We start from the raw sequence: 23,150 nt of genomic DNA, 5'->3' as shown, positions 1-23,150 counted from the left end.
GAATATCACATACTTTTATAAAAACCGCTCTAATTATTAGTGCGGTTTTTTTATTTTTACAAAGTTCAATGACAATTGCAAAAATCAATAGCAATGTCAATATCTCAAAATAAAAACACATATGAAAATCTGCATCATCAACGGACCAAATTTGAATCTTTTAGGGAAACGTGAACCTGAAGTTTACGGAAGCCAGACTTTTGAAGACTATTTTGAAACGTTGAAGCAAAAATTCCCAAACATTGAACTTTCTTATTATCAAAGCAATATTGAAGGCGAACTGATTGGTAAAATCCAAGAAGTTGGTTTTACTTTTGATGGAATTATTCTGAATGCTGGTGCTTATACCCACACTTCTATAGGCTTGGGTGATGCCATGAAAGCCGTTACCACACCAGTAATTGAGGTTCATATTTCAAACACTTATGCACGCGAAAGCTTTAGACATCAATCGTATTTATCTGGAAATGCAAAAGGCGTTATTTTAGGATTTGGCCTAAAAAGTTACGAATTAGCTGTTCAGTCTTTTTTATAGCATATTGTCATTCTGAGCGAAGACAACTACTTCTCTCAGAATGATAAACTCTCTCATTCAATTTAACAAATTATTAATAAGCTCAGATTTAACTTATTATATTTTTGTAAGATATACCACATTTGTATGAGAAACTATACTTTACTTGCCTTTTTATTTTTTTCGCTTTCTAATTTTGCTCAAATCAGAGGAACTGTAACAGATGACAAAGGAAATCCGTTGCCATTTGTATCCGTTTTTGAAGAAAACACCTATGCTGGAACAACCACAAACGAACAGGGAAAATATCAGCTTAACGTAAAAGAAATTGGAGGAAACGTCATCACTTTTCAATATTTAGGGTATAAAACTAAAAAGATAACGGTTCTTGCCGCAACAAGAATAGTTAATATGGATGTTAGCCTGCAAGAAGAAAGTTTTGCATTGAACGAAGTGATCATTGATCCTAAAAATAATCCTGCAAATGCTATTATAAAAAGTGCAATAGCAAATAAAAAGGAAAACTCAGATAAAACTGGAAGATATACAGCCGATTTTTATTCGAAAGGAATGTTTAAGGTTAAAGATCTTCCTAAAAAAATCCTTGGCAAAAAAGTAGATCTAGGTGATGATATGGCTTCAAATTTAGATTCTACAGGAACAGGGATTCTGTATTTATCTGAGACGATTTCGAAAGTGACTTTTGAAAAACCAGATAAACTAAAAGAAAAAATCATCGCTTCTAAAATTTCAGGAAACAATCGCGGTTATAGTTATAATACGGCTGCCTTATCTACTTACGATTTTTATGACAATACATTAGATTTTGATGTAAAACTCATCTCTCCTATTGCCGACAATGCTTTCAATTATTATAAATATAAATTGGAAAGTACATTTTATGACGACAATAATCAGCAGATTAATAAAATCAAAGTTATTCCGAAACGAGATAAAGAACCTGTTTTTGAAGGCTACATTTATATTGTAGATGACAGTTTTGCAATCTATGCCATTGATCTCGACATTAAAGGATATCGAATGAAAAATGAATTTACAGAAGTGATGACTTTAAAACAGAGTTTTAGTTATAACACCAAAAACAAAATCTGGTCTAAGAATGCTCAGACGCTTTCTTTTAACGCGGGCATTTTTGGAGTAAAATTCTCTGGAAACTTCAATTACGTTTATTCGAATTATGAATTTCCCGATTCTTTTGACAAGAAAACTTTCGGAAATGAAATTGTTGCTTTTGAACTTAATGCCAATAAAAAAGAGGATGCTTTTTGGAATGAAATTCGGCCAATTCCGTTAACACTTGAAGAAAGTAATGATTATGCTAAAAAAGACAGTTTGCAGACTATTAGAAAATCAAAAAAATATACTGATTCTATTGATGCTAAAAACAACAAGTTTAAGGTTTGGGATATATTAATGGGTTATGATTACAAAAACACATTTAAAAAATATTCTTTTGATTATAAAGGCCTTTTAAATATTACTTCTTTGAGTTTTAATACTGTTCAGGGTTTCAATCTGGATTCTGGTTTTTCTTTCAGAAAATGGGATGAAGAAAAAGGAACAAACACTTCTATAAGCACCACTTTCAATTATGGCTTTTCTGACGAACGTTTTCGTGCAATTGGCCAATTCAGCCATCGTTTCAACACTATAAATTATGCTACAATTTGGGGCTCTGGTGGTGCAAAAACAGCTCAGTTTAATAGTGCGGAGCCTATTAGTAAGTTTGTCAATTCTATAAGCTCTTTATTTTTTAAAGACAATTACATGAAGCTGTATAACCTAGAATTTGTAGAAATCAATTACGGACAAGATATTGCAAATGGAATAAATCTTACGGGAAAAATTGGTTACGAACAGCGAAAACCGCTTTTTAATACAACTGATTATTCTTTCTTTAAAAAAGATGATATTTATTCGTCTAATAATCCTTTAGCGCCAAACGATTTTACAACTCCAGCATTTGATCAGCATCATTTGTTTAAAGCTCTTGTAACAACAAGAATCAATTTTGGAAGTAAATACATCTCAAGACCTGACGGAAGATTCAATATCAAAAATGACAAATATCCAACGGTTTATCTTGCATTTGAAAAAGCTTTCGCAGCAAGCGAAAAAAAATATGAATATGAAAGAATTGGCGCTTCTGTTCAATATGACTTATCACTTGGCAACAAAGGTCTTTTAGGAACCAATTTTAGAGGAGGAAAATTCTTTAATGCAGAAAACATCTCATTTATTGATTATAGACATTTCAACGGAAATCAAACTCACATCGGAACAAGTGATCGCTATTTGAACGTTTTTAATATGATGCCTTATTATTCTAACAGCACAAACGATAGTTATTTTGAAATGCACACCGAGTATAACGACACTGGTTTTATTATGAATAAAATTCCGCTGCTAAATCTTTTGAAATCGACTATGAATCTTGGTTTTCACGCTTTAGCGATTCCTGATCGAAAACCCTATTCTGAATTTACGGTTGGTTTAGACAATCTAGGTTTTGGAAAATTCAAATTATTCCGAATCGATTATGTGCATTCTTACCAAGGCGGCATTCAGCAAAACGGAGTAGTTTTTGGCTTGAAAATCTTAAATGCGTTGGATTAAGCTAAGGTTCAAAGTTGCAAAGGCTCAGAGGTTCAAAGCTGAAACACCTTGCGGATTCTTTACTTCGCTGGAACTCAAAAATATATCAAACAAAAAAAATCCGTTTATTACTTATAATAAACGGATTTTTTTATTTCAATCTTTAATAAAAGTTTCAGTGAAAAAACCTTTGCAACTTTGAACCTTTGCAACTTTGTCCCTTAAGAATAATCATCTGGCTCAACATGAATTAATACATGTCCTAATTCAGGATTTTTTTCTCTGAGTGTATCTTTCAGTTTATGGGCCAAATCATGTCCTTCTTTAACCGAAATTTTTGCTGAAACGATAGCGTGCAAATCAACATGGTATTTCATTCCAGCTTTACGGATAAAACATTTTTCAGTTCCTAAAATACCAGGAACTGTAAGGGCTACAACGCGAATTTCTTCTACTAAGTCCTCATTTAGATTTTCATCCATGATTTCGCCAAGCGCAGGTCTGAAAATTTTATAACTATTATAGAGAATAAAAAAGGCTGCAAATAGCGCTGCCCAGTCATCAGCAGATTCGTATCCTTTACCCATAATTAAAGCAACCGAAATCCCGATAAAAGCTGCTACAGAAGTTATTGCATCGCTTCTATGATGCCAAGCATCAGCTGCTAGAGAGGTACTATTGGTTTGTTTGCTTCGTTTCATTACCAAACGGAAAGAGTATTCTTTCCAAATAATAATGGCACCCAAAACGTACAAAGTCCAAGATTTAGGCAAATCATGTGAAGTGCCAATATTAGCAATGCTTTCGTAACCAATAATAGTTGCCGAAGTGATTAAAAACCCTACAACCAAAAACGTAATTAGAGGTTCTGCACGGCCATGACCATAAGGATGATTTTCATCTGCTGGTTTATTCGAATATTTGATTCCAAACAGAACCAAAAATGATGAAAATATATCTGTCGTTGATTCAATTGCATCTGCAATTAAGGCATAAGAATTGCCAAAAAAACCTGCAAGACCTTTTATAAGGGCCAAGCAGGTGTTTCCGGCTATACTAAAGTATGTAGCTTTTATAGCTTTTTGTTCGTTTGTCATTTAGCGACATTTATTTTTTTCTGCCACTCCCGATAGCTATCGGGATCACGAATTTAAATCCTCAAAGATTATCAAAATAATTCGTGAATTCGTGGCTATAACATTTTAAGCTCTCACGATTTTTGCGCCGATTGCTCTTAAACGCTCATCGATACGCTCATATCCACGGTCGATTTGCTCGATATTTTGGATTGTGCTTGTTCCTTTCGCAGAAAGCGCCGCAATCAATAATGAAATTCCCGCACGAATATCAGGAGAAGACATTGTTGTTGCTTTCAATTGAGATTCGAAATTATGCCCCATAACCACAGCTCTGTGTGGATCGCATAACATAATTTTTGCTCCCATATCGATTAATTTATCCACGAAGAACAAACGGCTTTCAAACATTTTTTGGTGAATTAAAACATCTCCTTTAGCTTGAGTTGCCACAACTAAAACGATACTTAATAAATCAGGTGTAAATCCTGGCCATGGTGCATCGGCAATAGTTAAGATAGAACCATCGATATCTGTTTTTACCTCGTACCCATTTGTGTGAGCAGGAATGTAAATATCATCATTACGTTTTTCAACTGTAATTCCAAGTTTTCTAAAAGTATTTGGAATCAAACCTAAGTTTTCCCAGCTAACATTTTTGATTGTGATTTCGCTTTTTGTCATTGCTGCAAGACCAATCCAAGAACCAATTTCAATCATATCAGGTAAAATTCTGTGCTCACAACCACCAAGGCTTTCAACACCTTCGATAGTCAATAAGTTAGAACCAACTCCTGTAATCTTAGCTCCCATAGAGTTAAGCATTTTACACAATTGCTGTAAGTATGGCTCACAAGCAGCATTGTAAACTGTAGTGGTTCCTTTTGCTAAAACGGCAGCCATTACAATGTTTGCAGTTCCTGTTACAGAAGCTTCATCAAGAAGCATATCTGTTCCTTTAAGACCTTCTTCAGGAGTTTCTACTCCATAAAAATGATCTTCTCTGTTATATCTAAATTTTGCTCCAAGGTTGATGAAACCTTCAAAATGTGTATCTAATCTACGGCGACCGATTTTATCTCCTCCTGGTTTTGGAATATATCCTTTTCCGAAACGAGCCAAAAGCGGCCCAACAATCATAATAGAACCACGAAGCGCTCCACCTTCTTTTTTGAAAGCTTCAGTTTCTAAGTATCCAACATTAACTTCGTCAGCTTGAAAAGTAATCGAACCTGGTTCGTTACGTTGAATTTTTACCCCTAAATTCCCCAACAAAGTGATTAATTTATTGATGTCTATAATATCAGGAATGTTATTAATTTTCACTTTCTCTCCTGTTAGAAGCACGGCACATAATATTTGTAATGCCTCATTCTTTGCTCCTTGCGGAGTGATTTCTCCTTTTAAAGGAGTTCCTCCTTCGATTTTAAAAATTCCCATAGATCTTTGTTAAGGTTCTGAGGTTATGAGATTCTGAGGTTCTAAGATAAAAATCTTAGCATCTTAGTCCCTTAGCATCTTAGCCCCTTTTTTATTTTTGATTATTGTTTTTTTGAAAGTTCTTTTTTTGACCGCCTTTATTATTCTTGTTGTTTTGAGCTTTTGGCTGTGTTCCAGAAGCTGTTTTGTTCGACATGCGTTTGTTTGTACGCATTAAATCTGTCGTGTTTAACAGTTCTTCTGTACTGTGCAATAAATTGATTTTACCACCAGATAATTCATATAAATGCTCAAAAATCACATCGTCTTTTACAGTATCTTTGTTCCAGCTTAAGAAAGATTTTTTCATGTGATTGGCAATTACCATTACCAGCGCATTTTTCATCTCTCCTTCTTCCCATTTATTAGCAACTTCAATCATATATTTGATATTATTACCATAAAATCTGTATTTCGGGAAATTCTGTGGATATTGCAATATCTCTGGCTTTAGCTGCAAAACATCTCTTGACGGAATCGGGTACGGAGACTCAACATTCAGTTTAAAATCAGACATAATAAAAAGCTGATCCCAAAGTTTATGCTGAAAATCTGGCACATCACGCAAATGCGGATTCAGACTTCCCATAACCTGAATAATATATTTTGCGGCTTTATTGCGCGTTTCATCATCTTCGATTGCAGTTGCCTGATCGATCAATTTTTGTAAATGACGACCATATTCAGGGATAATTAAACGTTGTCTTTCAGAATTGTATTCCAAATTATACACAACGTCGCTTGCGGCTTCTCTTTTATATTTTTCGATCATAAGTTTATAATGAAACTATACCTTCAATTGTAGAAACTTCTTTGTATTTGCTGATCACATCATCTGAGCTGTGCATTGTAACATCTACAGAAACACTGGTAAATTTACCTGTCTTAGATTTTGTTGTTTTAATGACTGCTCCCATTCTATCAAAAGCTTTTTCAACACGCTCAACATTGTCTGCTACAGAAGGCACAATAAATTTGTATAAATATTCTGCTGGCCAAGTATTTGCGTTATCTAGCTCTAATTTTAATCTTTCGTAAAATTCGGCTGTATTTTTTTCTTTATCGTTCTCCATTCGTAATTAAAAATAAACGCAAATATACGGTTTTGATTTCAGATTTATGATTTTAGATTTTAGATTTTTTGACTCTAAAAAACTAGTATTTTTTCAGTCACGAATTCACGAATTTTTATCTATTCTTTTTTCTGAAATTTCAATTTCACGAATTTTAGTTAACTTGGCAAATCAAAAAATAATAATTAGCGAAAATTCGTAAAATTGCTTCGCCTGTTCGCTATCGCTCGAGTCGTGGCAAAAAAACTTTGCGACTTCGCGACTTTGCGAGATTAAAACACATTACAATGAAAAAAATCCTTTTATTTTTTATCTTCCTTACATTCACCAATATTCAAGCGCAGGAAGTTAAAACACTAACTTATTTCCAAAACGACACTTTAAAACTAGACTTAGATTTATATCTGCCAAAGAAAAAAGCTGGCGAAAAAATTCCGTTAATAATGTTCGCATTTGGCGGAGGTTTTTCTGGCGGAGAACGCACAAGCGAAAAAGATTTTGGAAAATTCATGTCACAAAATGGTTATGCGGTTGCGAGTATTTCGTACAGTTTATACATGAAAGGAAAAGATTTTGGGTGTAAAGGAACTTTAACCGAAAAAATAAAAGCGATCCAAATTGGTGTGAGTGATATGTGGCAAGCAACTGCTTTCATGATTGAGAATGCAGACAAATACAGTCTTGATACTTCAAAAATCTTTATTTCAGGAATTAGTGCAGGTGCCGAAATTGGCTTCCATGCTTCGTTTTGGGATTATAAATTGATGAATTTATACAAAAGTAATTTGCCTGAAAACTTTAAATACAAAGGTTTTATTGGAGGTTCGGGAGCTATTCAGGACATTAATTTGATTACAAAAGAAAAAGCAATTCCGATGTTATTGGCACATGGAAATAATGATGATACAGTTCCATACGCTGCAGGTTCGCACCGTTCTTGCCCAACAAATGCGTCGGGCTGGCTGATTCTTTTTGGCTCTTATGCGGTTTACAATCAAATGACCGATTTACACAAAGACATTGAGCTGATTACTTTCTGCGGTGGCGGACATGAATTTTCTGGCTATCTTTTTCACCAAGGACAGCAATATGTTCTAGATTTTGTGAATGATGTTTCGAATGGTAAAAAGTTTCAATCGCATTTGATTGTGCCATCTAAAAATGGAAAAAGTTCTGGGAAGTATTTGTTTTGCGAGTAAAAAAAGAAAGACAATTACTACATTTTAAGATATTTTATTTTACAAAAAATGGAAGTAACAAAATCAGACATTCAAAAACTAATACAAGTTCAGAAAGAAAATACCTTTTTTAATCATTTTATATGTTCCCTCAAAAAAGATTACAAAATCTACGGAAATATTGAAAAGCATAAAATCATTATCTGGCAAAGAACAGGTTGGACTGGAAGCTCATATTCACTATATTCTTTTGAATTTGATTCAGAAGACATACTTACAAAAGTCAATGATAAATTAAATCCATTTGCTCAATTTTCACAACTACTATTTCCATTATTCTTTTTCTTCCCTCTACTATTGACAGCTTTTACGGATTTTCAAATTAAAAAATTCTTAGCCTGTATAAGTGTTTTTCTTTTTTTGACTTTTGCTTGTTATTTACTCAGTCGCAGAATAGGTTTAGTTAATAAAAAAGATCAATTGACAGATTTTTATCAATTAATAAATATTAAAGTAAATAATAAGCAATTAACCAAACAGCACAGAAGTCGAATCCTTGATTCAGAAACAGAAGAAAAATCAGAAAATGAATGGAGCGGCGGTAAAATATTAACCCGATTATTTACATATCCATTTTGTTTAGCTTTAATATTATTTAGCATATTTGGCATGATTCCAGATGGCAAATTTTTTATTGCTATTCCTATATTAGCAATTGCTGGTGTATACTTATATTCTGATTTAATGATGATATTCAAACAAAACAAATAACAACTATTACATTTGGCTAAAGCCGAAATTCTACATCTTCAAAAATCCCGTTGGTTAAAACCAACGGCAATTCAAATAAAAAATGCTCCAGCGGAGCGACATATAAACTATCCAAATTGTGTCGCTCCGCTGGAGCCTATGCTTTTTCTTGATTTCCTGCAAGGTTTTCAAAACCTTGTAGGTATTATTTTTTTCTCTTTTTACTACTAATAATTCACATTTAGAGACCTACAAGGTTTTGAAAACCTTGCAGGAGAAAAAAAATACAAAATAATTCCAAAAACAAAACCATCTCTCCTTTTTAACCCTGATGGAAGCGGAAATCCTTTTGCTTTTTTCTTTAAAAAGCAAAAGATTGTAGCGAACAGCAGGAACGCATGATTGCAAAAATGCCAAATCTTTCGTTTCTGATAAATATTCTTTTTAATTATAAATAAGTTTAGGTAAATTTGCGCTTTATTTTTAGAATAGTGCAAAAAGAAATTATAGTCTTGCTTGGCGGACCTGGTACTGGAAAATCAACACTTATTAACGAATTGGTAGCTCGTGGCTTTTGCTGCTATCCTGAAATTTCAAGACAGGTTACCATGAAAGCGCAACAACAAGGCATTGAACAGTTGTTTCTTGAACAGCCGCTTTTGTTTAGCGAAATGTTATTGGAAGGTCGTATTGAACAATATAAAAATGCTCTTGAAGAGCCGGATAATGTGGTTTTTATTGACCGCGGAATTCCAGATGTAGTAGCTTATATGGATTATATTGGTGATGAATATCCAGAGAGTTTCGTTAAAGCGTGCGAAGATTATAAATATTCTAAAACTTTTATTTTACCGCCTTGGGAAGAAATTTACCAAAGTGATTCTGAACGTTATGAAAATTTTGATCAGGCAGTAAAAATCCAAGAGCATCTTGTTGAAACTTACAAAAAATATGGTTACGAACTGATTGAGGTTCCAAAAGATACGGTCGAAAACAGAATTCTTTATATCTTAGACAAAATTTAGCGGCATGGTTTAAAGTTGCAAAACTAGAAACTGTTTTCTAAATTTTTAACTTTAAAACTAAAGCAATGCTCGGAGCGCAGGATATTCTTCTAAAACACTGGAAACACGACAGTTTTAGACCGTTACAAAAAGAAATTATCGATTCTGTTCTTGAAGGACAGGATACTTTTGCGGTACTTCCGACAGGCGGAGGAAAATCGATTTGTTTTCAGGTTCCTGCGATGATGCAGGAAGGAATCTGCCTTGTTATTTCTCCTCTAATTGCTTTAATGAAAGATCAGGTTGCGAATCTGCAGAAAAGGGATATAAAAGCGATTGCCCTTACAGGCGGAATTCACACCGAAGAATTGATTGATCTTCTCGACAATTGCCAGTACGGAAATTATAAATTTCTTTATTTATCTCCAGAAAGACTTCAATCGGACTGGGTTCTGGAGCGTATTAAAAATTTGCCTATTAATTTAATTGCTGTTGATGAAGCGCATTGTGTTTCGCAATGGGGACACGATTTTAGACCTGCTTATCTTAAAATTTCGGAACTGAAAAAGTTCTTTCCTAAAATTCCGTTTTTGGCTTTGACTGCTACGGCGACTCCGAGAGTTATTGAAGATATCAGAACGCAATTAGAATTAAAAAATCCAAGACATTTTCAGCAGTCATTTGAGCGAAAAAATATCGCTTACATGGTTTTTGAAGTCGAAGATAAATTGTATCGCGTGGAACAGATTTTGAAAAAAAATCCACAGCCTTCTATTATATATGTACGAAATCGCAAAGCGTGTCTAAACATGTCTTCGCAATTACAATCGTTAGGTTTTACGGCAACGTATTATCACGGCGGACTTTCTTCAAAAGAAAAAGACAAAAACATGCAGTTGTGGATGTCACAGCAAGCGCAAGTTATTGTGGCAACAAATGCTTTTGGAATGGGAATTGACAAAGACAATGTCAAAACCGTTATTCACACACAGCTTCCAGAAAACATAGAAAATTATTATCAAGAGTCTGGCAGGGCTGGAAGAAATGGCGAAAAAGCTTTTTCGGTTTTGCTTTACAATAATTCGGACATGATCCAGACCGAACAGCAGTTTATCAACGTTCTTCCCGACAAGAAGTTTTTAAAAACGATGTACATCAAACTCTGTAATTATTTTCAGATTGCATATGGCGAAGGTTTAGATGAATCTTTTTCGTTTAAACTGAATCATTTTTGCAATAAATATGACTTTCCCACTCTCAAAACGTACAATTCTTTACAGTTTTTAAATCAGCAAGGAATTATTACGATGTCTCAGGAATTCTCAGAAAAAATTAGCGCTCAATTTTTAATAGAATCTAAAGAAGTCATTCGATATATGAGTTTGAATCCAAATGATGAAGAGATTATCCTGACTATTTTGAGAACTTATCCTGGAATTTATGACGTAAAATCTAATCTGAATCTTGGTTTAATTGCTAAAAAATCTCATCACTCGGAAGAACAAGTTACCGCACTTTTAGAAAAATTAAGAGAAAAAGAAATTATAGAATATAAATCTAAAAACAACGATGCTACTATATTGTTTAATGAAGTCCGCGAGGATGATCTTACTATAAATAGAGTTTCGAAATATTTAGAGAAACAAAACGAGGTTAAAAAAGAACAACTTCTATCGGTTCTTCATTATATAAAAGACAACAAAACTTGCAAAAACAGATTGGTTTTGAATTATTTTGGAGAAGAAACAAACGAAAATTGTGGCATTTGTTCGTACTGCATTACACAAAAAGGAAAAATTACAGAAGCCGATTCGATTGCTGACAAGATTTTGTCTCTGCTTAGAACAGCTTCGCTGACTTCGAGAGAAATTGAAAATCAGATAAAAATGGATGCAAAAGATATTTTATTGGTTCTTCAGGAATTACTCGAAAACAATCATATCATTATACAACCGAATAATAAATACACTTTAAAATCATAATGGAGAAATTGAGAATTATATTTATGGGAACGCCAGAATTTGCCGTTGGCATTTTGGACACCATTATTAAACATAACTATGAAGTTGTTGGCGTAATTACTGCTGCAGACAAACCAGCAGGACGCGGACAAAAAATAAAATATTCGGCTGTAAAAGAATATGCGCTTGCAAACAACCTTACTTTATTACAGCCAACCAATTTAAAAGACGAAAATTTCTTAGCAGAATTAAAAGCTTTAAATGCCAATTTACAAATTGTAGTTGCTTTTAGAATGCTCCCTAAAGTAGTTTGGGAAATGCCAAGCTTAGGAACTTTCAATCTTCACGCATCATTGCTTCCTAATTACCGTGGAGCTGCTCCTATTAACTGGGCTATTATTAATGGAGAAACTAAAACTGGAGTTACTACTTTCTTTATTGATGACAAAATTGATACTGGTGCTATGATTTTAAATTCTGAAATCAATATTGAGCCCGAAGAAACAGCAGGACAACTTCACGATCGCTTAATGCATTTAGGAAGCACAACTGTTATTGACACTTTAAAGGTTATTGAAAACGGAAATGTCGTGACAACAATTCAGGAAGATAACGACGATATAAAAACGGCTTATAAGTTAAACAAAGAAAACTGTAAAATTGACTGGACAAAATCTGGCGCAGAAATCAATAATTTAATTCGAGGATTAAGTCCATATCCTGCTTCTTGGTGTTACTTAAAAGACCAAAATGAAGAATTAAACATCAAAATTTATGAAGCAAAACTAATCTCAGAATCACATTCTTACGAGATTGGAAAGCTAATTAGCACTAAAAAAGAAATCAAGATTGCAATAAAAGACGGTTTTATTCAGTTATTAAGTCTACAATTTCCAGGAAAAAAGAGAATGCTTGCTTCAGAATTATTAAATGGAGTGAGTTTTTCAGAAGCTGCAAAAGTGTATTAACGTCAGTAAAACAGGGGTTTGTACTTGTTTTTCATCGACAAATAACACTCTTTATGAACAAAAAAAGCAAGTTATCAACAATTTTTGCTAAAAATAAAGAAAACACTTGCACGCAACGGATTTCCTACTAAATTTGTGTATTAACAATTTTTTTTAACCAACAATTAATAACTAATTATTATGAACAAATCAGAATTAATCGATGCTATCGCTGCTGATGCAGGAATTACAAAAGCTGCGGCGAAATTAGCTTTAGAGTCTTTTTTAGGTAATGTAGGAACTACTTTGAAAAAAGGTGGAAGAGTTTCATTAGTAGGTTTCGGATCATGGTCAGTATCTTCAAGAGCTGCTAGAGACGGTAGAAACCCTCAAACAGGAAAAACTATCAAAATCGCAGCTAAAAACGTTGTAAAATTTAAAGCTGGTGCTGAATTAGAAGGTGCAGTGAACTAAGTAAGAAAGTTCTCTAAACTTATAATATAATTAAAACCTTCCATCTGGAAGGTTTTTTTATGCGGTTTAACGATTTTTTTTGTGATTTTAATTTTTTTATGAGTAAATTTAATAAAAATTGTAACCGTATGATTTCAGAAAAATTAAAAAAAGGACACCTGCTTATTGCCGAGCCTTCAATAATTGGAGATTTATCTTTTAACAGATCGGTAATTTTATTAGCAGACCATAACAAGGAAGGATCAATTGGTTTTATAATTAATAAGCCATTAAAATATACTATTAATGACTTAATACCTGAGATTGATGCTAACTTTAAGATATATAACGGAGGCCCTGTAGAACAAGACAACCTTTATTTTATTCACAATATTCCTGAGTTAATTCCAAATAGTGTGGAAATTTCTAACGGAATTTATTGGGGAGGCGATTTCGAGTCCACTAAGGACCTAATTAACAACGGATCTATCAGCAAAAACAACATTCGTTTTTTCTTAGGCTATACCGGCTGGGAGGAAAATCAACTTGAGAATGAGATGCAAGGTAACTCTTGGATTATTGCTGATAATAATTACAAAAATAAAATTATCGGAAAATCTACTACCCACTTTTGGAAAGAGCAGATTATTGAGCTTGGCGGCGATTATCTTATTTGGTCAAATGCACCTGAAAATCCATATCTGAATTAATTTTCAGAGATGGATTCATTTAGTCGCTGTACTAATAAATGAGCCAGATTTGTTGTAAACTCCTTTTTTCGATACTTAGTTATCGGTTGTATTCCCGTGATTACATTGGTCAGAAATAATTCGTCTGCTTTTTGAAGATCAAAAGGTGAAATTACTTCTTCCAAAACTTCTATGCCATCTACTTTTTTAGCTAAAGCTAAAATCTGTTTACGCATAATACCGTTTAAAGCACCTTCTGAAACTGGAGGTGTAATAAGCTTATTACCCGTCACCATAAAAATATTTCCTTGAAGTGCTTCTACAACATTTTTGCTGTCATTCAGTAAAATACAATTCGCAAGATCATTTTCATTTGCATAAATGCTTCCCGTAATATTAATCATCTTATTAGTCGTTTTAAGAGACGATAATAATTGTTTTGTTACATAGAAGTCTTTATACAAATCTACTTCATACTCGTTTGTATTTATAGTGTAAGCTTTATTTCCAAGAGAAATGGCATTGATTAAGAATGAAATATCATTGCTTTTTGGAAGATATAAACCGCCATCATTTCTAAAAACAGTAATTCTTGCACGTGCCGAAGCTGCAATTCCTTGTTCGTTTACCAAATTAAGAATCTGCTCTTCAAAATATTCCATTGTAAAATCCATTGGAATCATCATTCTTACCACACGCATTGAAGCCATTAGTCTAAAATAATGATCCTCAAGAAACAAGATTTTTCCGTTGATAATTTTTACTGTTTCGAATATTCCGTCACCATACAAAAAAGCGCGGTTTAGAGTTAGTATATTTTCTTCCTGCCCTATGTTTCCGTTAAAATTAATCATAAAAAAACCCTGAATTTTGTTCAGGGCAAATATAAGGTATAAAATAGACTTTTACTAAACAGATCCTATAAGATGTTTTAGATCTGAGATTTGATTCTCCCACAATTGTTTAGCTTCGCCTAGTTCTTCTTTTTCAGCAAAATCTACTACCATAAGCGATACATCTTTAGTTAATTCATCAACTAAAATATGGAGTTCGAAAAAATACTCTGTATCCTTACTGCTGTCATCAACCCATTTGAATTTTACTTTTTCACCAGATTTTTTCGAAGCTAGACGTGCTCTCTCCTGTGAATCATTCCAGATAAAAGTAAAAAATTCACCTCTCGAATTAACATTGTCAGCAAACCATTCTTGTAAACCTGACGGAGTTGATATATATTGATACAATAATTGTGGCGAAGAATTAATCGGAAACTCGATTTCGTAACGTATTTTTGAATCCATGTGCTACTTTAATTTTTTTCGAAATATAAGAATATATGTCCAAAAACAATGCATTTTTAAAAATATTTTTTTTTCTTCATTTTATGCTTGCGTGCTTTAATATTATTTCTATCTTTGCACCCGCAATCAGGAATTCATGATAGCAGTCCAGGCGAGGTAGCTCAGTTGGTTAGAGCGCAGGATTCATAACCCTGAGGTCACGGGTTCAACTCCCGTCCTCGCTACTAGAAGGTAAAACCCTTAAACAGAAATGTTTAAGGGTTTTTTATTATATTTAAACAAAAAATAGTCCTAGTTTCATGGAAGGAGAAATAAATTTAAACATCATTTTAGAGAATCTTAATCCTGTTCTTAACGACGGAAAATATGTTTTTACAAAAGTAGATTCGCTAGATCAGATTCCTTTTTCTAAAATTCTGTTTCTATTTAAAGAAAAAGAAGGAATCACCATTGTATTAGAAAAACGCTTTGCAGAAGAACTTAATCTTAATTTCTCATACATTGCTTCTTGGATTACTTTAGAAGTTCATTCTTCTTTGGCTGCTGTAGGTTTGACTGCTGCTTTTTCTCAGGCTCTAGGGAATGCCAATATCAGCTGTAATGTAGTTGCCGCATATTTGCACGACCATATATTTGTTGACGAAAATGATGCTCAAAAAGCAATGAAGGTTCTATTAGAATTAAAAGAGAATAGCAGAAATTCTTTTTGATTAAAAAATTAAAAAATAACCGCAATAAGTGCCATTAAAATAGTTATTTTGCAAAGGTAATTTACAAACATATGGACATAGTAAAATTTAAGATCACATCTAAAACAATTAAAGTAGAAGTACGTAATTCTAACAATTATGTTTTTAATTTCAACACCGCTTTAGATATTGCCAAAGAAGACAAAGATGTTTTATTAAAGCTTTACAATGCACTCGACCTTCTTTTTAAAAAGGAACAGGTTACCGAAAACAAAAACTACATTTCGCCAAATCAGACTAATATATTAGATCAGATCTCAGCTGCAGATTTGGAAAAAGAAAACCAATAAACGTTTCTTCCTTTCCAAGCTATAAAGAACACCAAAATCCTTGAATATTTTTATTCAGGGATTTTGTTTTTTATAATTATTTCGTCCTCTCCTAAAAAAGCAGTAATTTTATCTGTATCCATAAAAAAAGTATTTTCTGTATCTGTACCCAAATCTACAATAGCAATAATTTTGCTAAAAAAAGATATGGAATCTAAAGCTGTAACTCAGGAAAAAATAAATTTTAGAGAAGTTTATGTATTTGATATGGAGATTTTGCAAAACATCTTCATTCAAAATATGCATGAGAAAGCCGAAGACAAAATGCTTTTTGGAGTACCATTTCTTCTCTGCGAAAAAGACAATAAAATAAATTCGTTTGCCAGTTTAATTTTAAACCAAAGCAATCAAATTGTATTTAGAATTTATGATGATGGAAGTTTGACAAATGAAGATAAAGCGTTATTTAATGATTACATCAAAAAATTTCTGAAGAAGAAAAATAGCGCCAATTTCAATAATGCCGAGCAACTGAAACAAAGCACAGAGCATTTTATTCACTACCTGAATTTTTAGCATAAATGAAAAACAAAGAAACATTATACTTAAAAATTGCTAAAATCATTGAAGATCAGATTCACAATGAAACTTTGGTGCTGGGCGATAAATTACCTTCTGTAAGAAGCGCACAAAAACTGTATAATGTTAGTTTAAACACGATAAAACAAGCGTATTTAGAACTCGAGAGCCGCTCACTTATAGAATCTCGTCCAAAAACGGGATATTACGTGAGCAAAAGTTCACAACGCACAACAGCACTTCCAACAATTGCAAGTATAGATAATCAGGAAACGGAAAATACTCCTGAAGAACTTATTGATAAAGTTTTTGCCACTATCACACAAGTCGATGTAACACAATTTGCACTCGGAATGCCAGGAAAGAATTTCCTGCCTATTGCAAAATTGAATAAAGGAATTATCAATGTCGTTCGCACGAGAGACGACGCTGGCACTCCCTATGAGCCAGTGCAAGGACCGGAAAGCCTTCGTCGTGCTATTGCAAAATGGGCTTTAGTGATGGAAGGAAAAATTACTGAAGATGATATTGTTATCACTTCAGGTGCAATGCATGCAATTTACAACGCGCTTATGGCTGTGACATCATCTGGAGACAGTGTTGCGGTTGAAAGCCCAGCGTATTTTGGAATACTTCAAGCAATAAAAGAATTAGGTTTAAAAGCAGTTGAAATTCCGACACATCCTCTATTCGGATTAGACCTTGAGGCTTTGAAAAAAGTTCTTCCCGAAATTAAAGCGTGTTGTTTTATTACCAATTTTAATAATCCGATGGGATTTCAAATGCCTGACGAAAACAAACGAGAACTAGTTAAATTGATCACTCAATATAACGTTCCGCTGATTGAGGATGATATTTATGGCAATGTTTACTTTGGTTCCGAACGTCCAAAACCTTGCAAGTTTTACGACGAAGCTGGTCTAGTTTTATGGATTGGATCTGTGTCTAAAACTCTTGCTCCGGGTTATCGAGTTGGATGGATCGCTCCCGGAAAATTTAAAGATAAAATTATTCGACAGAAATTGGTTCAGACGGTTTGTAATTCTTCGTTGTATTCAGATGTTATTACGGATTTCTTAGAACACGGACGTTATGATCATCATTTAAGAACATTCAGAAATAAGCTTTATGCTAATTATCTACAGATGAATCGTGCTATAGAAGCTTATTTTCCAGATAACACCAAAATTGCACAACCAAAAGGCGGTTTTATGCTATGGCTGGAATTGGATCAAAGAATATCAACAACAGAATTATTTAATACTGCCCTAAGTCAGAAAATTAATTTTGCGCCTGGAAGAATTTTTTCGCAATACAATCAATACAACAATTGCATGCGACTGAATTATGCTTTGGAATGGAATGAACGCGTGGAGTCTGATTTAGAAAAATTGGGCAGAATAATAAAAAACAGCATTTAATGTATTATGAAAAATAAAGAACAAGTAGAAATAGTAACTTATAAACCTGAGTATCAAAAAAGTTTTAAGGATTTAAATATCGAATGGATTTCAAATTATTTTGTGGTTGAACCAAATGATGTGAAAGCGTTAGATCACGCCGAAGATTATATTATAAATAAAGGTGGGGAAATTTTTTCTGCCATTTTAAACGATGAAGTTTTAGGGGTTTGTGCTTTAATTAAAAGTGACGGAAAAGAGTACGATTACGAATTGGCTAAAATGGCTGTAAGCCCAAAAGCACAAGGAAAAGGCGTGGGATTTTTACTGGCTAAATCAGCAATAAAATGGGCATCAGAAAAAGGTGCTTCTAAAATATATCTGGAAAGCAATACCAAACTGAAATCTGCTATTAAGTTGTATGAAAAATTAGGTTTTAAAGAAATTACTGGTATCTCATCTTCTTATGACAGAGTAGACATTCAAATGATGCTTATTATTAGCTGAAAAACTAAAATTTCTAATTAGCAACAAAAAGCAAAACCCTTAGACAAAATGTTTAAGGGTTTTTATTTGAAATAATTTGTAACATTTAATCTACAAAAGCGTCAAATCTTGAATTAAATTACGGTTCTTTGTAACTTATTACATTTTCATTTGAGGTTACTTAATTTCCGAATACAATAATATTGACTCTAAAGAGTTTAGAACTAGGGAGCTAGCACGATACTTTCGTTATGGACAATAAAAAGTTTATTTTAAGTTTAAAAAAAGGTAATGAAGCAGCTTTCAAGGAAGTTTACTTCAGCTATTACGACAAACTTATAAATATTGCCAAACGATTCAATTCTTCTGTATTTACTCCCGAAGACTTTGTTCAGGAAACTTTCATAAGACTTTACAATAAAAAAGAACTGCTTAATGAAGATGTTTTGTTCGACAAACAGATATTTGTTATCTGTAAAAACATTATTATCAATCATGTTAACAGGGAAAATAAAATAATACAGCTTGATCCTTCTCAAGTTGAAATGCTAGATGAAGAAACTGACTCAGGAATTTTTGAAGAAAGACAAGAAAAACTTCAAAATTTCATTAATCAGCTTCCCGAACAGCAACAAAAAATATTTACTTTACACAAACTGGAAAACCTTAGCTATAAGGAGATTGCAGAAATAACGGATCTTTCTGAAAAGACCATTGCCAATCATATTTATCTCGCCAGTAAATTTATTCGAAAAAAAATCGAAAACCATTAGGAACTTTTTAGTTCTCGTTTGTTATACTAAAAAACAGGAACTAAAAATGCATATCGAAGCGTATAAAACTAATGTTAAAACAAAGAAAGACGCAAGTTTACTTGTTGCTCATTTACAGTTTATCATTTCTGACTGTATCATAAATTTTGATAAACAAGGGCGCGAAAACATCCTTAAAATAGAAACTAACCGTGAAATCAAAGAAATGGTTTACAGTGTCTTTAATAAACAAGGATTTCATTGTCAAATTATTTAAGCTAGAAAAAATGGATAAGGAGAAATTTGACGAGGAGTTTAAAAAGTTATGGGAAGAGTCTCCTCTATCTCATTCCGACAGCGAAAAAGAAGCTTCGTGGGAACAATTTTATGCTAAGACATTTTCAAAGAAAAAAAGAAAATTTAAGCCTTGGCATCTTTATGCAGCAGCTTCAATTTTACTTTTTGCCCTTATTGGAACTGGAATATATTTCAACAACGAATCTTCAAATGAAAATGCTGTTCTTGCTGAAAATATCATTGAAAACACAACCTCAGCAATAAAATATGTTGTCTTGCCAGACAGTTCAAAAATTGAATTAGGTCCAAATTCTAAAATTTCTTATGGAAATAATTTTGCTTTAAACAGAAAAATTGAAATTGAGGGCGAAGCCTATTTTAATGTAAAAAAAGACAAACAGCACCCTTTTCAAGTTTTTTGTGACGAAACTACAACAACTGTTCTAGGAACTTCTTTTACAGTTAAGGAAACCAAAAACGAACAAGTTACTGTTGAGCTTTTTGAAGGAAGCGTTCAGATGAATGTAAAAGGGCAAAGCCAAAAATGGATTTTGAAACCAGGTGATAAATTCACTTACGGAAACCGAACTGCTTCAATAACAGAATTCAGCCCATTTGTAGATTTTGACAACGAAAAACTGTCAGTCATCAGTCAATATATTGAAGAAAAATACGGTTATAAAGTCAATATTCCGAAAGAAAATCTAGATCAGAAAATCACTATCCGAATCAATAAAAGAGAAGATTTAAAAACAATTGTACAATTACTATCCGAAATGTATAACCTAAACTTTGAAATAAATGAAGATTTAAAACAGATCACTTTTCAATAAAAAAACAAGAAAGGATGCAAGCCGCGAAACTACACATCCTCCTAATTTTCAGGATAACACGAGGTTATTCCATTTAATAATATTCAAAAATACGAAATTTCATGAAGCATATAATTTCAGCGTGCTTTTTTTTATTCAGTTTATGTATGTCTGCACAGAGCGTTACAGTAACTGTAGATCAAAATGTAACTTTAAAAGAATTCTTTAAACAGATTGAAAGCCAAACCAATTTTAAATTTGCTTTTACAGATCAGATCGACACCAATAAAAAGTATTTTACACAAAAAAATACTTATAAGAATATTGAAATCAGCAAGCTAATTACGGAATTAAACCAAACTTCGATTGTACAATTTTCTATAGTTGGCAACAATATTTTTGTGAAGCAGAAAGCTCAAACTCCAAAACCTGCCAAAAAAAAAAGCAAGCTGACCGGTCACGTTTATGATGACGAAAGACAGCCTGTTATTGGCGCTAATATTTATATTAAAGAATTGGAAACTGGCGTTGTAACAGATGCTAACGGAAAATACAGTATTGATGTCCCTCACGGAAATTATACTGTTCAGGTAAGTTATGTTGGATTTAAAAATGAAGAAAAACGTGTTTCTATTTCAGACGATACCAAAGTGAACTTCAATGTAGATTCTGACAGCCAGCAATTGGGAGAAGTTATTGTTATGAACAATAAAGCGGTTGATATTAAAACTACCCAAATGAGCGTTAACAAGCTTACGATGCAGGAAATCAAAAGAATTCCTGTTGCAATGGGAGAGCCTGATCCGTTAAAATCAATTTTAACTTTGCCAGGAGTTACCAATGCAGGAGAAGCTTCTTCGGGTTTTAATGTTCGCGGTGGTGCTGCCGATCAGAATTTGATTCTTTTGGATGGTGCGCCTGTATATGCAGATTCGCATATGTTTGGATTCTTTTCTATTTTCAATGCTGATATTGTCAACGGTTTAGATTTATATAAAGGAGGAATTCCGTCAAAATTTGGAGGACGCGTTTCTTCTGTTTTAGATGTTACGCAACAGACTGGAGATTTTGAAGAATATAAAGTAAACGGAGGAATCGGAATTATTTCAAGCCGACTTTTAGTTCAAGGTCCGTTGCAAAAAGAAAAAGGTTCGTTTATCCTTTCTGGACGAGCTTCGTACGCGCATTTGTTCATGAAACTGGCAGACAATAATAACTCTGCCATGTTTTATGATTTGAATGCTAAATTAAATTATCGTTTTAATGCTAAAAACACATTGTCTTTTTCTGGTTATTTCGGAAATGACATATTCGATATCAATGATCGTTTTGCCAGCACTTACGGAAGCACAATGGGTATTTTAAGCTGGAAACATAAATTTTCTGATCGTGTAAACAGCAATTTATCAACTTTCTACAGCGATTACAGATTTAATCTAGAAATTCCGATTGAAAGTTTTAAATGGGATAGCAATATTGCGAGTTATGGATTGAAATACAATTGGAATTTCCAACAGTCAGAGAAATTCAAAATCAATTATGGTATTGATGGTTTGTATTACAACTTTAATCCTGGAGTTGTAAAACCGACTTCTCCAGATTCGCAGTTTAATTATATGCAATTGGATAAAAAATATGCTTTAGAAGCTTCTGCTTTTGTTGATTTTGAAAATCAAATTACAGAGAAACTAAATTTCCGTTATGGACTTCGCTACAGCATGTTTTATCGTTTAGGAGACGAAACTATCAGCACTTACGAAAATGGTCAGGCGGTAGTATACAATCCGTTGTATAAAATTTACGAGGAAGGAACGCCAAACGGAAGCATTTCGTACGGAAAAGGAAAAACCATCAGCAAGTTTAACAATTTTGAACCTCGAGCTGCCTTGTCTTATGCTTTTAATGACGAAACTTCTATAAAAGCAAGTTACAACAGAATGGCGCAGTACATTCATATTTTATCAAACACACAGTCTCCACTGCCAATGAGCATCTGGACACCAAGCGGACCATTTACAAAACCTCAACTTTTGGATCAGTACGCGATGGGATATTTCAGAAATTTCAAAGACGGAGATTATTCATTAGAAACCGAATTATTTTATAAAAATGTTCAAAATCGTATTGATTATATTGACGGCGCTGATATTTTGGCTAACAACAATATTGAGCAGGTTATTCTAAACGGAAAAGCCAGATCTTACGGAATGGAGTTGTTATTCAGAAAAAATACTGGCATTTTTACAGGATGGATTTCGTATACTTTATCTAGAGCTGAACAAAAAACTCCGGGAAGAACTCCTGAAGAACCAGGAATCGCAAACGGCGACTGGTATTTATCTGGTTACGACAAATTGCATAATTTGAGCATTGTAGGAAGTTATGAACTTAATCCGAAATGGTCTTTTAATGGAAATTTCACTTTGCAATCAGGTCAACCTGTTACTTATGCTAATGGATACTACGAAATGGGAGGCATTCATATTCCGAATTATTCTTTGCGAAATGAAAACCGTTTACCACTTTTCCATCACTTAGACGTTGCGGCAACGTACACGCCTAAACCAGACAAAAAGAAAGGTTGGCAAAGCTATTGGGTATTTAGCCTTTACAATATTTACAACAGAAAAAATGCGGCTTCTATGAGTTTTACAACCAATGAAGATACGGGAGCAAATGAAACCAGAAGACTTTCTATTTTCGGAATTGTTCCTGGGGTTTCTTATAATTTTAAATTTTAATGCTATGAATAAATTGAAAAAATA

The 23,150-nt window shown here is 33.3% G+C and carries 24 protein-coding genes and 1 tRNA gene; 19 read left to right on the top strand and 6 right to left on the bottom strand.

Going from position 1 to position 23,150, the window contains the following annotated elements; all coding sequences use genetic code 11:
• Positions 1 to 121: 121 nt before the first annotated feature.
• Together aroQ and DMB71_RS03355 are read left to right on the top strand one after the other, a co-directional pair.
• On the top strand, positions 122 to 535 hold the full coding sequence (gene aroQ / locus DMB71_RS03360; RefSeq protein ID WP_111363690.1) for a type II 3-dehydroquinate dehydratase: 414 nt from the start codon (positions 122 to 124) through the stop codon (positions 533 to 535).
• A gap of 126 nt (positions 536 to 661) precedes the next feature.
• On the top strand, positions 662 to 3,151 hold the full coding sequence (locus tag DMB71_RS03355; protein WP_111363688.1) for a DUF5686 and carboxypeptidase regulatory-like domain-containing protein: 2,490 nt from the start codon (positions 662 to 664) through the stop codon (positions 3,149 to 3,151).
• A gap of 200 nt (positions 3,152 to 3,351) precedes the next feature.
• Here the strand turns inward: DMB71_RS03355 and DMB71_RS03345 are convergent, their stop codons facing one another.
• The 4 genes from DMB71_RS03345 to DMB71_RS03330 form a co-directional block, all read right to left on the bottom strand.
• Positions 3,352 to 4,227, bottom strand: coding sequence for a cation diffusion facilitator family transporter (locus tag DMB71_RS03345; protein WP_111363684.1), 876 nt, complete (start codon positions 4,225 to 4,227; stop codon positions 3,352 to 3,354).
• Between the two features lie 105 nt (positions 4,228 to 4,332).
• Entirely contained in the window at positions 4,333 to 5,646 is a 1,314-nt protein-coding gene (gene murA, locus DMB71_RS03340) for a UDP-N-acetylglucosamine 1-carboxyvinyltransferase (protein WP_111363682.1), read from the bottom strand.
• Between the two features lie 91 nt (positions 5,647 to 5,737).
• A complete protein-coding gene (locus tag DMB71_RS03335) occupies positions 5,738 to 6,457 on the bottom strand; it encodes a DUF4290 domain-containing protein (protein WP_111363680.1) in 720 nt (239 codons plus the stop codon).
• Positions 6,458 to 6,461: 4 nt separating this feature from the next.
• Positions 6,462 to 6,758, bottom strand: a complete 297-nt coding sequence (locus DMB71_RS03330) for a DUF493 family protein (RefSeq protein ID WP_035649758.1) — start codon at positions 6,756 to 6,758, stop codon at positions 6,462 to 6,464.
• Positions 6,759 to 7,045: 287 nt separating this feature from the next.
• Between DMB71_RS03330 and DMB71_RS03325 the strand changes: the two genes are divergently transcribed.
• The 7 genes from DMB71_RS03325 to DMB71_RS03295 all read left to right on the top strand — a co-directional run bounded on the left by DMB71_RS03325 (position 7,046) and on the right by DMB71_RS03295 (position 13,761).
• The gene (locus tag DMB71_RS03325; RefSeq protein WP_111363679.1) at positions 7,046 to 7,957 is read left to right on the top strand and encodes an alpha/beta hydrolase family protein; all 912 of its coding nucleotides are present in this window, start codon (positions 7,046 to 7,048) and stop codon (positions 7,955 to 7,957) included.
• Positions 7,958 to 8,005: 48 nt separating this feature from the next.
• A complete protein-coding gene (locus DMB71_RS03320; RefSeq protein WP_111363677.1) occupies positions 8,006 to 8,707 on the top strand; it encodes a hypothetical protein in 702 nt (233 codons plus the stop codon).
• A 470-nt stretch (positions 8,708 to 9,177) separates the two neighbouring features.
• The gene (locus DMB71_RS03315) at positions 9,178 to 9,711 is read left to right on the top strand and encodes an AAA family ATPase (RefSeq protein WP_111363675.1); all 534 of its coding nucleotides are present in this window, start codon (positions 9,178 to 9,180) and stop codon (positions 9,709 to 9,711) included.
• A gap of 65 nt (positions 9,712 to 9,776) precedes the next feature.
• On the top strand, positions 9,777 to 11,672 hold the full coding sequence (locus tag DMB71_RS03310; protein ID WP_111363673.1) for a RecQ family ATP-dependent DNA helicase: 1,896 nt from the start codon (positions 9,777 to 9,779) through the stop codon (positions 11,670 to 11,672).
• The gene (fmt, locus tag DMB71_RS03305) at positions 11,672 to 12,619 is read left to right on the top strand and encodes a methionyl-tRNA formyltransferase (RefSeq protein WP_111363672.1); all 948 of its coding nucleotides are present in this window, start codon (positions 11,672 to 11,674) and stop codon (positions 12,617 to 12,619) included. Before DMB71_RS03310 ends, fmt begins: the two co-directional genes overlap by 1 nt.
• A 180-nt stretch (positions 12,620 to 12,799) precedes the next feature.
• A complete protein-coding gene (locus DMB71_RS03300; protein WP_008464760.1) occupies positions 12,800 to 13,072 on the top strand; it encodes an HU family DNA-binding protein in 273 nt (90 codons plus the stop codon).
• Between the two features lie 128 nt (positions 13,073 to 13,200).
• Positions 13,201 to 13,761 carry a YqgE/AlgH family protein gene (locus tag DMB71_RS03295; protein ID WP_008464759.1) on the top strand — a complete coding sequence of 187 codons (561 nt, stop codon included), beginning with the start codon at positions 13,201 to 13,203 and terminating at the stop codon, positions 13,759 to 13,761.
• Here DMB71_RS03295 and DMB71_RS03290 read toward each other — a convergent pair.
• Complete coding sequence (locus DMB71_RS03290) at positions 13,758 to 14,594, bottom strand: aminotransferase class IV (protein ID WP_111363670.1); 837 nt, start codon at positions 14,592 to 14,594, stop codon at positions 13,758 to 13,760. The two genes, DMB71_RS03295 and DMB71_RS03290, sit on opposite strands and share 4 nt — an antisense overlap.
• A gap of 54 nt (positions 14,595 to 14,648) precedes the next feature.
• Positions 14,649 to 15,041 (bottom strand): START-like domain-containing protein, encoded by a 393-nt coding sequence (locus DMB71_RS03285; protein ID WP_111363668.1) that lies wholly within the window; start codon positions 15,039 to 15,041, stop codon positions 14,649 to 14,651.
• A 150-nt stretch (positions 15,042 to 15,191) separates the two neighbouring features.
• Here DMB71_RS03285 and DMB71_RS03280 point away from each other — a divergent pair.
• From DMB71_RS03280 to DMB71_RS03235, 10 genes are all read left to right on the top strand, one after another.
• A tRNA-Met gene (locus tag DMB71_RS03280) sits at positions 15,192 to 15,265 on the top strand.
• A gap of 75 nt (positions 15,266 to 15,340) precedes the next feature.
• A complete protein-coding gene (locus DMB71_RS03275; protein WP_111363667.1) occupies positions 15,341 to 15,751 on the top strand; it encodes an ACT domain-containing protein in 411 nt (136 codons plus the stop codon).
• Between the two features lie 71 nt (positions 15,752 to 15,822).
• A complete protein-coding gene (locus DMB71_RS03270; RefSeq protein ID WP_111363665.1) occupies positions 15,823 to 16,080 on the top strand; it encodes a hypothetical protein in 258 nt (85 codons plus the stop codon).
• Positions 16,081 to 16,266: 186 nt separating this feature from the next.
• Positions 16,267 to 16,635, top strand: a complete 369-nt coding sequence (locus tag DMB71_RS03265; RefSeq protein WP_111363663.1) for a hypothetical protein — start codon at positions 16,267 to 16,269, stop codon at positions 16,633 to 16,635.
• 5 nt (positions 16,636 to 16,640) lie between these two features.
• Positions 16,641 to 18,059, top strand: coding sequence for an aminotransferase-like domain-containing protein (locus DMB71_RS03260; RefSeq protein ID WP_111363661.1), 1,419 nt, complete (start codon positions 16,641 to 16,643; stop codon positions 18,057 to 18,059).
• Positions 18,060 to 18,065: 6 nt separating this feature from the next.
• On the top strand, positions 18,066 to 18,545 hold the full coding sequence (locus DMB71_RS03255) for a GNAT family N-acetyltransferase (protein ID WP_111363659.1): 480 nt from the start codon (positions 18,066 to 18,068) through the stop codon (positions 18,543 to 18,545).
• A 230-nt stretch (positions 18,546 to 18,775) separates the two neighbouring features.
• Positions 18,776 to 19,297: an RNA polymerase sigma factor gene (locus DMB71_RS03250; protein ID WP_111363657.1), complete on the top strand. Its 522-nt coding sequence runs from the start codon at positions 18,776 to 18,778 to the stop codon at positions 19,295 to 19,297.
• Between the two features lie 46 nt (positions 19,298 to 19,343).
• Positions 19,344 to 19,553, top strand: a complete 210-nt coding sequence (locus DMB71_RS03245) for a hypothetical protein (protein ID WP_111363655.1) — start codon at positions 19,344 to 19,346, stop codon at positions 19,551 to 19,553.
• 10 nt (positions 19,554 to 19,563) lie between these two features.
• Complete coding sequence (locus DMB71_RS03240; RefSeq protein WP_111363653.1) at positions 19,564 to 20,406, top strand: FecR family protein; 843 nt, start codon at positions 19,564 to 19,566, stop codon at positions 20,404 to 20,406.
• A gap of 101 nt (positions 20,407 to 20,507) precedes the next feature.
• Positions 20,508 to 23,126, top strand: coding sequence for a TonB-dependent receptor (locus DMB71_RS03235; protein WP_111363651.1), 2,619 nt, complete (start codon positions 20,508 to 20,510; stop codon positions 23,124 to 23,126).
• Positions 23,127 to 23,150 lie beyond the last annotated feature (24 nt).

The organism is Flavobacterium tistrianum, assembly GCF_003254545.1.
In the GTDB taxonomy this organism is placed as follows: Bacteria; Bacteroidota; Bacteroidia; order Flavobacteriales; family Flavobacteriaceae; genus Flavobacterium; species Flavobacterium tistrianum.
This window is presented reverse-complemented; position numbering and strand designations above follow the sequence as displayed.

Bases quoted from the DNA above. Each gene is read 5' to 3' on its own strand.
- aroQ (WP_111363690.1), top strand. From the start codon at position 122: ATGAAAATCTGCATCATCAACGGACCAAATTTGAATCTTTTAGGGAAA.
- DMB71_RS03355 (WP_111363688.1), top strand. From the start codon at position 662: ATGAGAAACTATACTTTACTTGCCTTTTTATTTTTTTCGCTTTCTAAT.
- DMB71_RS03345 (WP_111363684.1), bottom strand. From the start codon at position 4,227: ATGACAAACGAACAAAAAGCTATAAAAGCTACATACTTTAGTATAGCC.
- murA (WP_111363682.1), bottom strand. From the start codon at position 5,646: ATGGGAATTTTTAAAATCGAAGGAGGAACTCCTTTAAAAGGAGAAATC.
- DMB71_RS03335 (WP_111363680.1), bottom strand. From the start codon at position 6,457: ATGATCGAAAAATATAAAAGAGAAGCCGCAAGCGACGTTGTGTATAAT.
- DMB71_RS03330 (WP_035649758.1), bottom strand. From the start codon at position 6,758: ATGGAGAACGATAAAGAAAAAAATACAGCCGAATTTTACGAAAGATTA.
- DMB71_RS03325 (WP_111363679.1), top strand. From the start codon at position 7,046: ATGAAAAAAATCCTTTTATTTTTTATCTTCCTTACATTCACCAATATT.
- DMB71_RS03320 (WP_111363677.1), top strand. From the start codon at position 8,006: ATGGAAGTAACAAAATCAGACATTCAAAAACTAATACAAGTTCAGAAA.
- DMB71_RS03310 (WP_111363673.1), top strand. From the start codon at position 9,777: ATGCTCGGAGCGCAGGATATTCTTCTAAAACACTGGAAACACGACAGT.
- fmt (WP_111363672.1), top strand. From the start codon at position 11,672: ATGGAGAAATTGAGAATTATATTTATGGGAACGCCAGAATTTGCCGTT.
- DMB71_RS03300 (WP_008464760.1), top strand. From the start codon at position 12,800: ATGAACAAATCAGAATTAATCGATGCTATCGCTGCTGATGCAGGAATT.
- DMB71_RS03295 (WP_008464759.1), top strand. From the start codon at position 13,201: ATGATTTCAGAAAAATTAAAAAAAGGACACCTGCTTATTGCCGAGCCT.
- DMB71_RS03290 (WP_111363670.1), bottom strand. From the start codon at position 14,594: ATGATTAATTTTAACGGAAACATAGGGCAGGAAGAAAATATACTAACT.
- DMB71_RS03285 (WP_111363668.1), bottom strand. From the start codon at position 15,041: ATGGATTCAAAAATACGTTACGAAATCGAGTTTCCGATTAATTCTTCG.
- DMB71_RS03275 (WP_111363667.1), top strand. From the start codon at position 15,341: ATGGAAGGAGAAATAAATTTAAACATCATTTTAGAGAATCTTAATCCT.
- DMB71_RS03270 (WP_111363665.1), top strand. From the start codon at position 15,823: ATGGACATAGTAAAATTTAAGATCACATCTAAAACAATTAAAGTAGAA.
- DMB71_RS03265 (WP_111363663.1), top strand. From the start codon at position 16,267: ATGGAATCTAAAGCTGTAACTCAGGAAAAAATAAATTTTAGAGAAGTT.
- DMB71_RS03260 (WP_111363661.1), top strand. From the start codon at position 16,641: ATGAAAAACAAAGAAACATTATACTTAAAAATTGCTAAAATCATTGAA.
- DMB71_RS03255 (WP_111363659.1), top strand. From the start codon at position 18,066: ATGAAAAATAAAGAACAAGTAGAAATAGTAACTTATAAACCTGAGTAT.
- DMB71_RS03250 (WP_111363657.1), top strand. From the start codon at position 18,776: ATGGACAATAAAAAGTTTATTTTAAGTTTAAAAAAAGGTAATGAAGCA.
- DMB71_RS03245 (WP_111363655.1), top strand. From the start codon at position 19,344: ATGCATATCGAAGCGTATAAAACTAATGTTAAAACAAAGAAAGACGCA.
- DMB71_RS03240 (WP_111363653.1), top strand. From the start codon at position 19,564: ATGGATAAGGAGAAATTTGACGAGGAGTTTAAAAAGTTATGGGAAGAG.
- DMB71_RS03235 (WP_111363651.1), top strand. From the start codon at position 20,508: ATGAAGCATATAATTTCAGCGTGCTTTTTTTTATTCAGTTTATGTATG.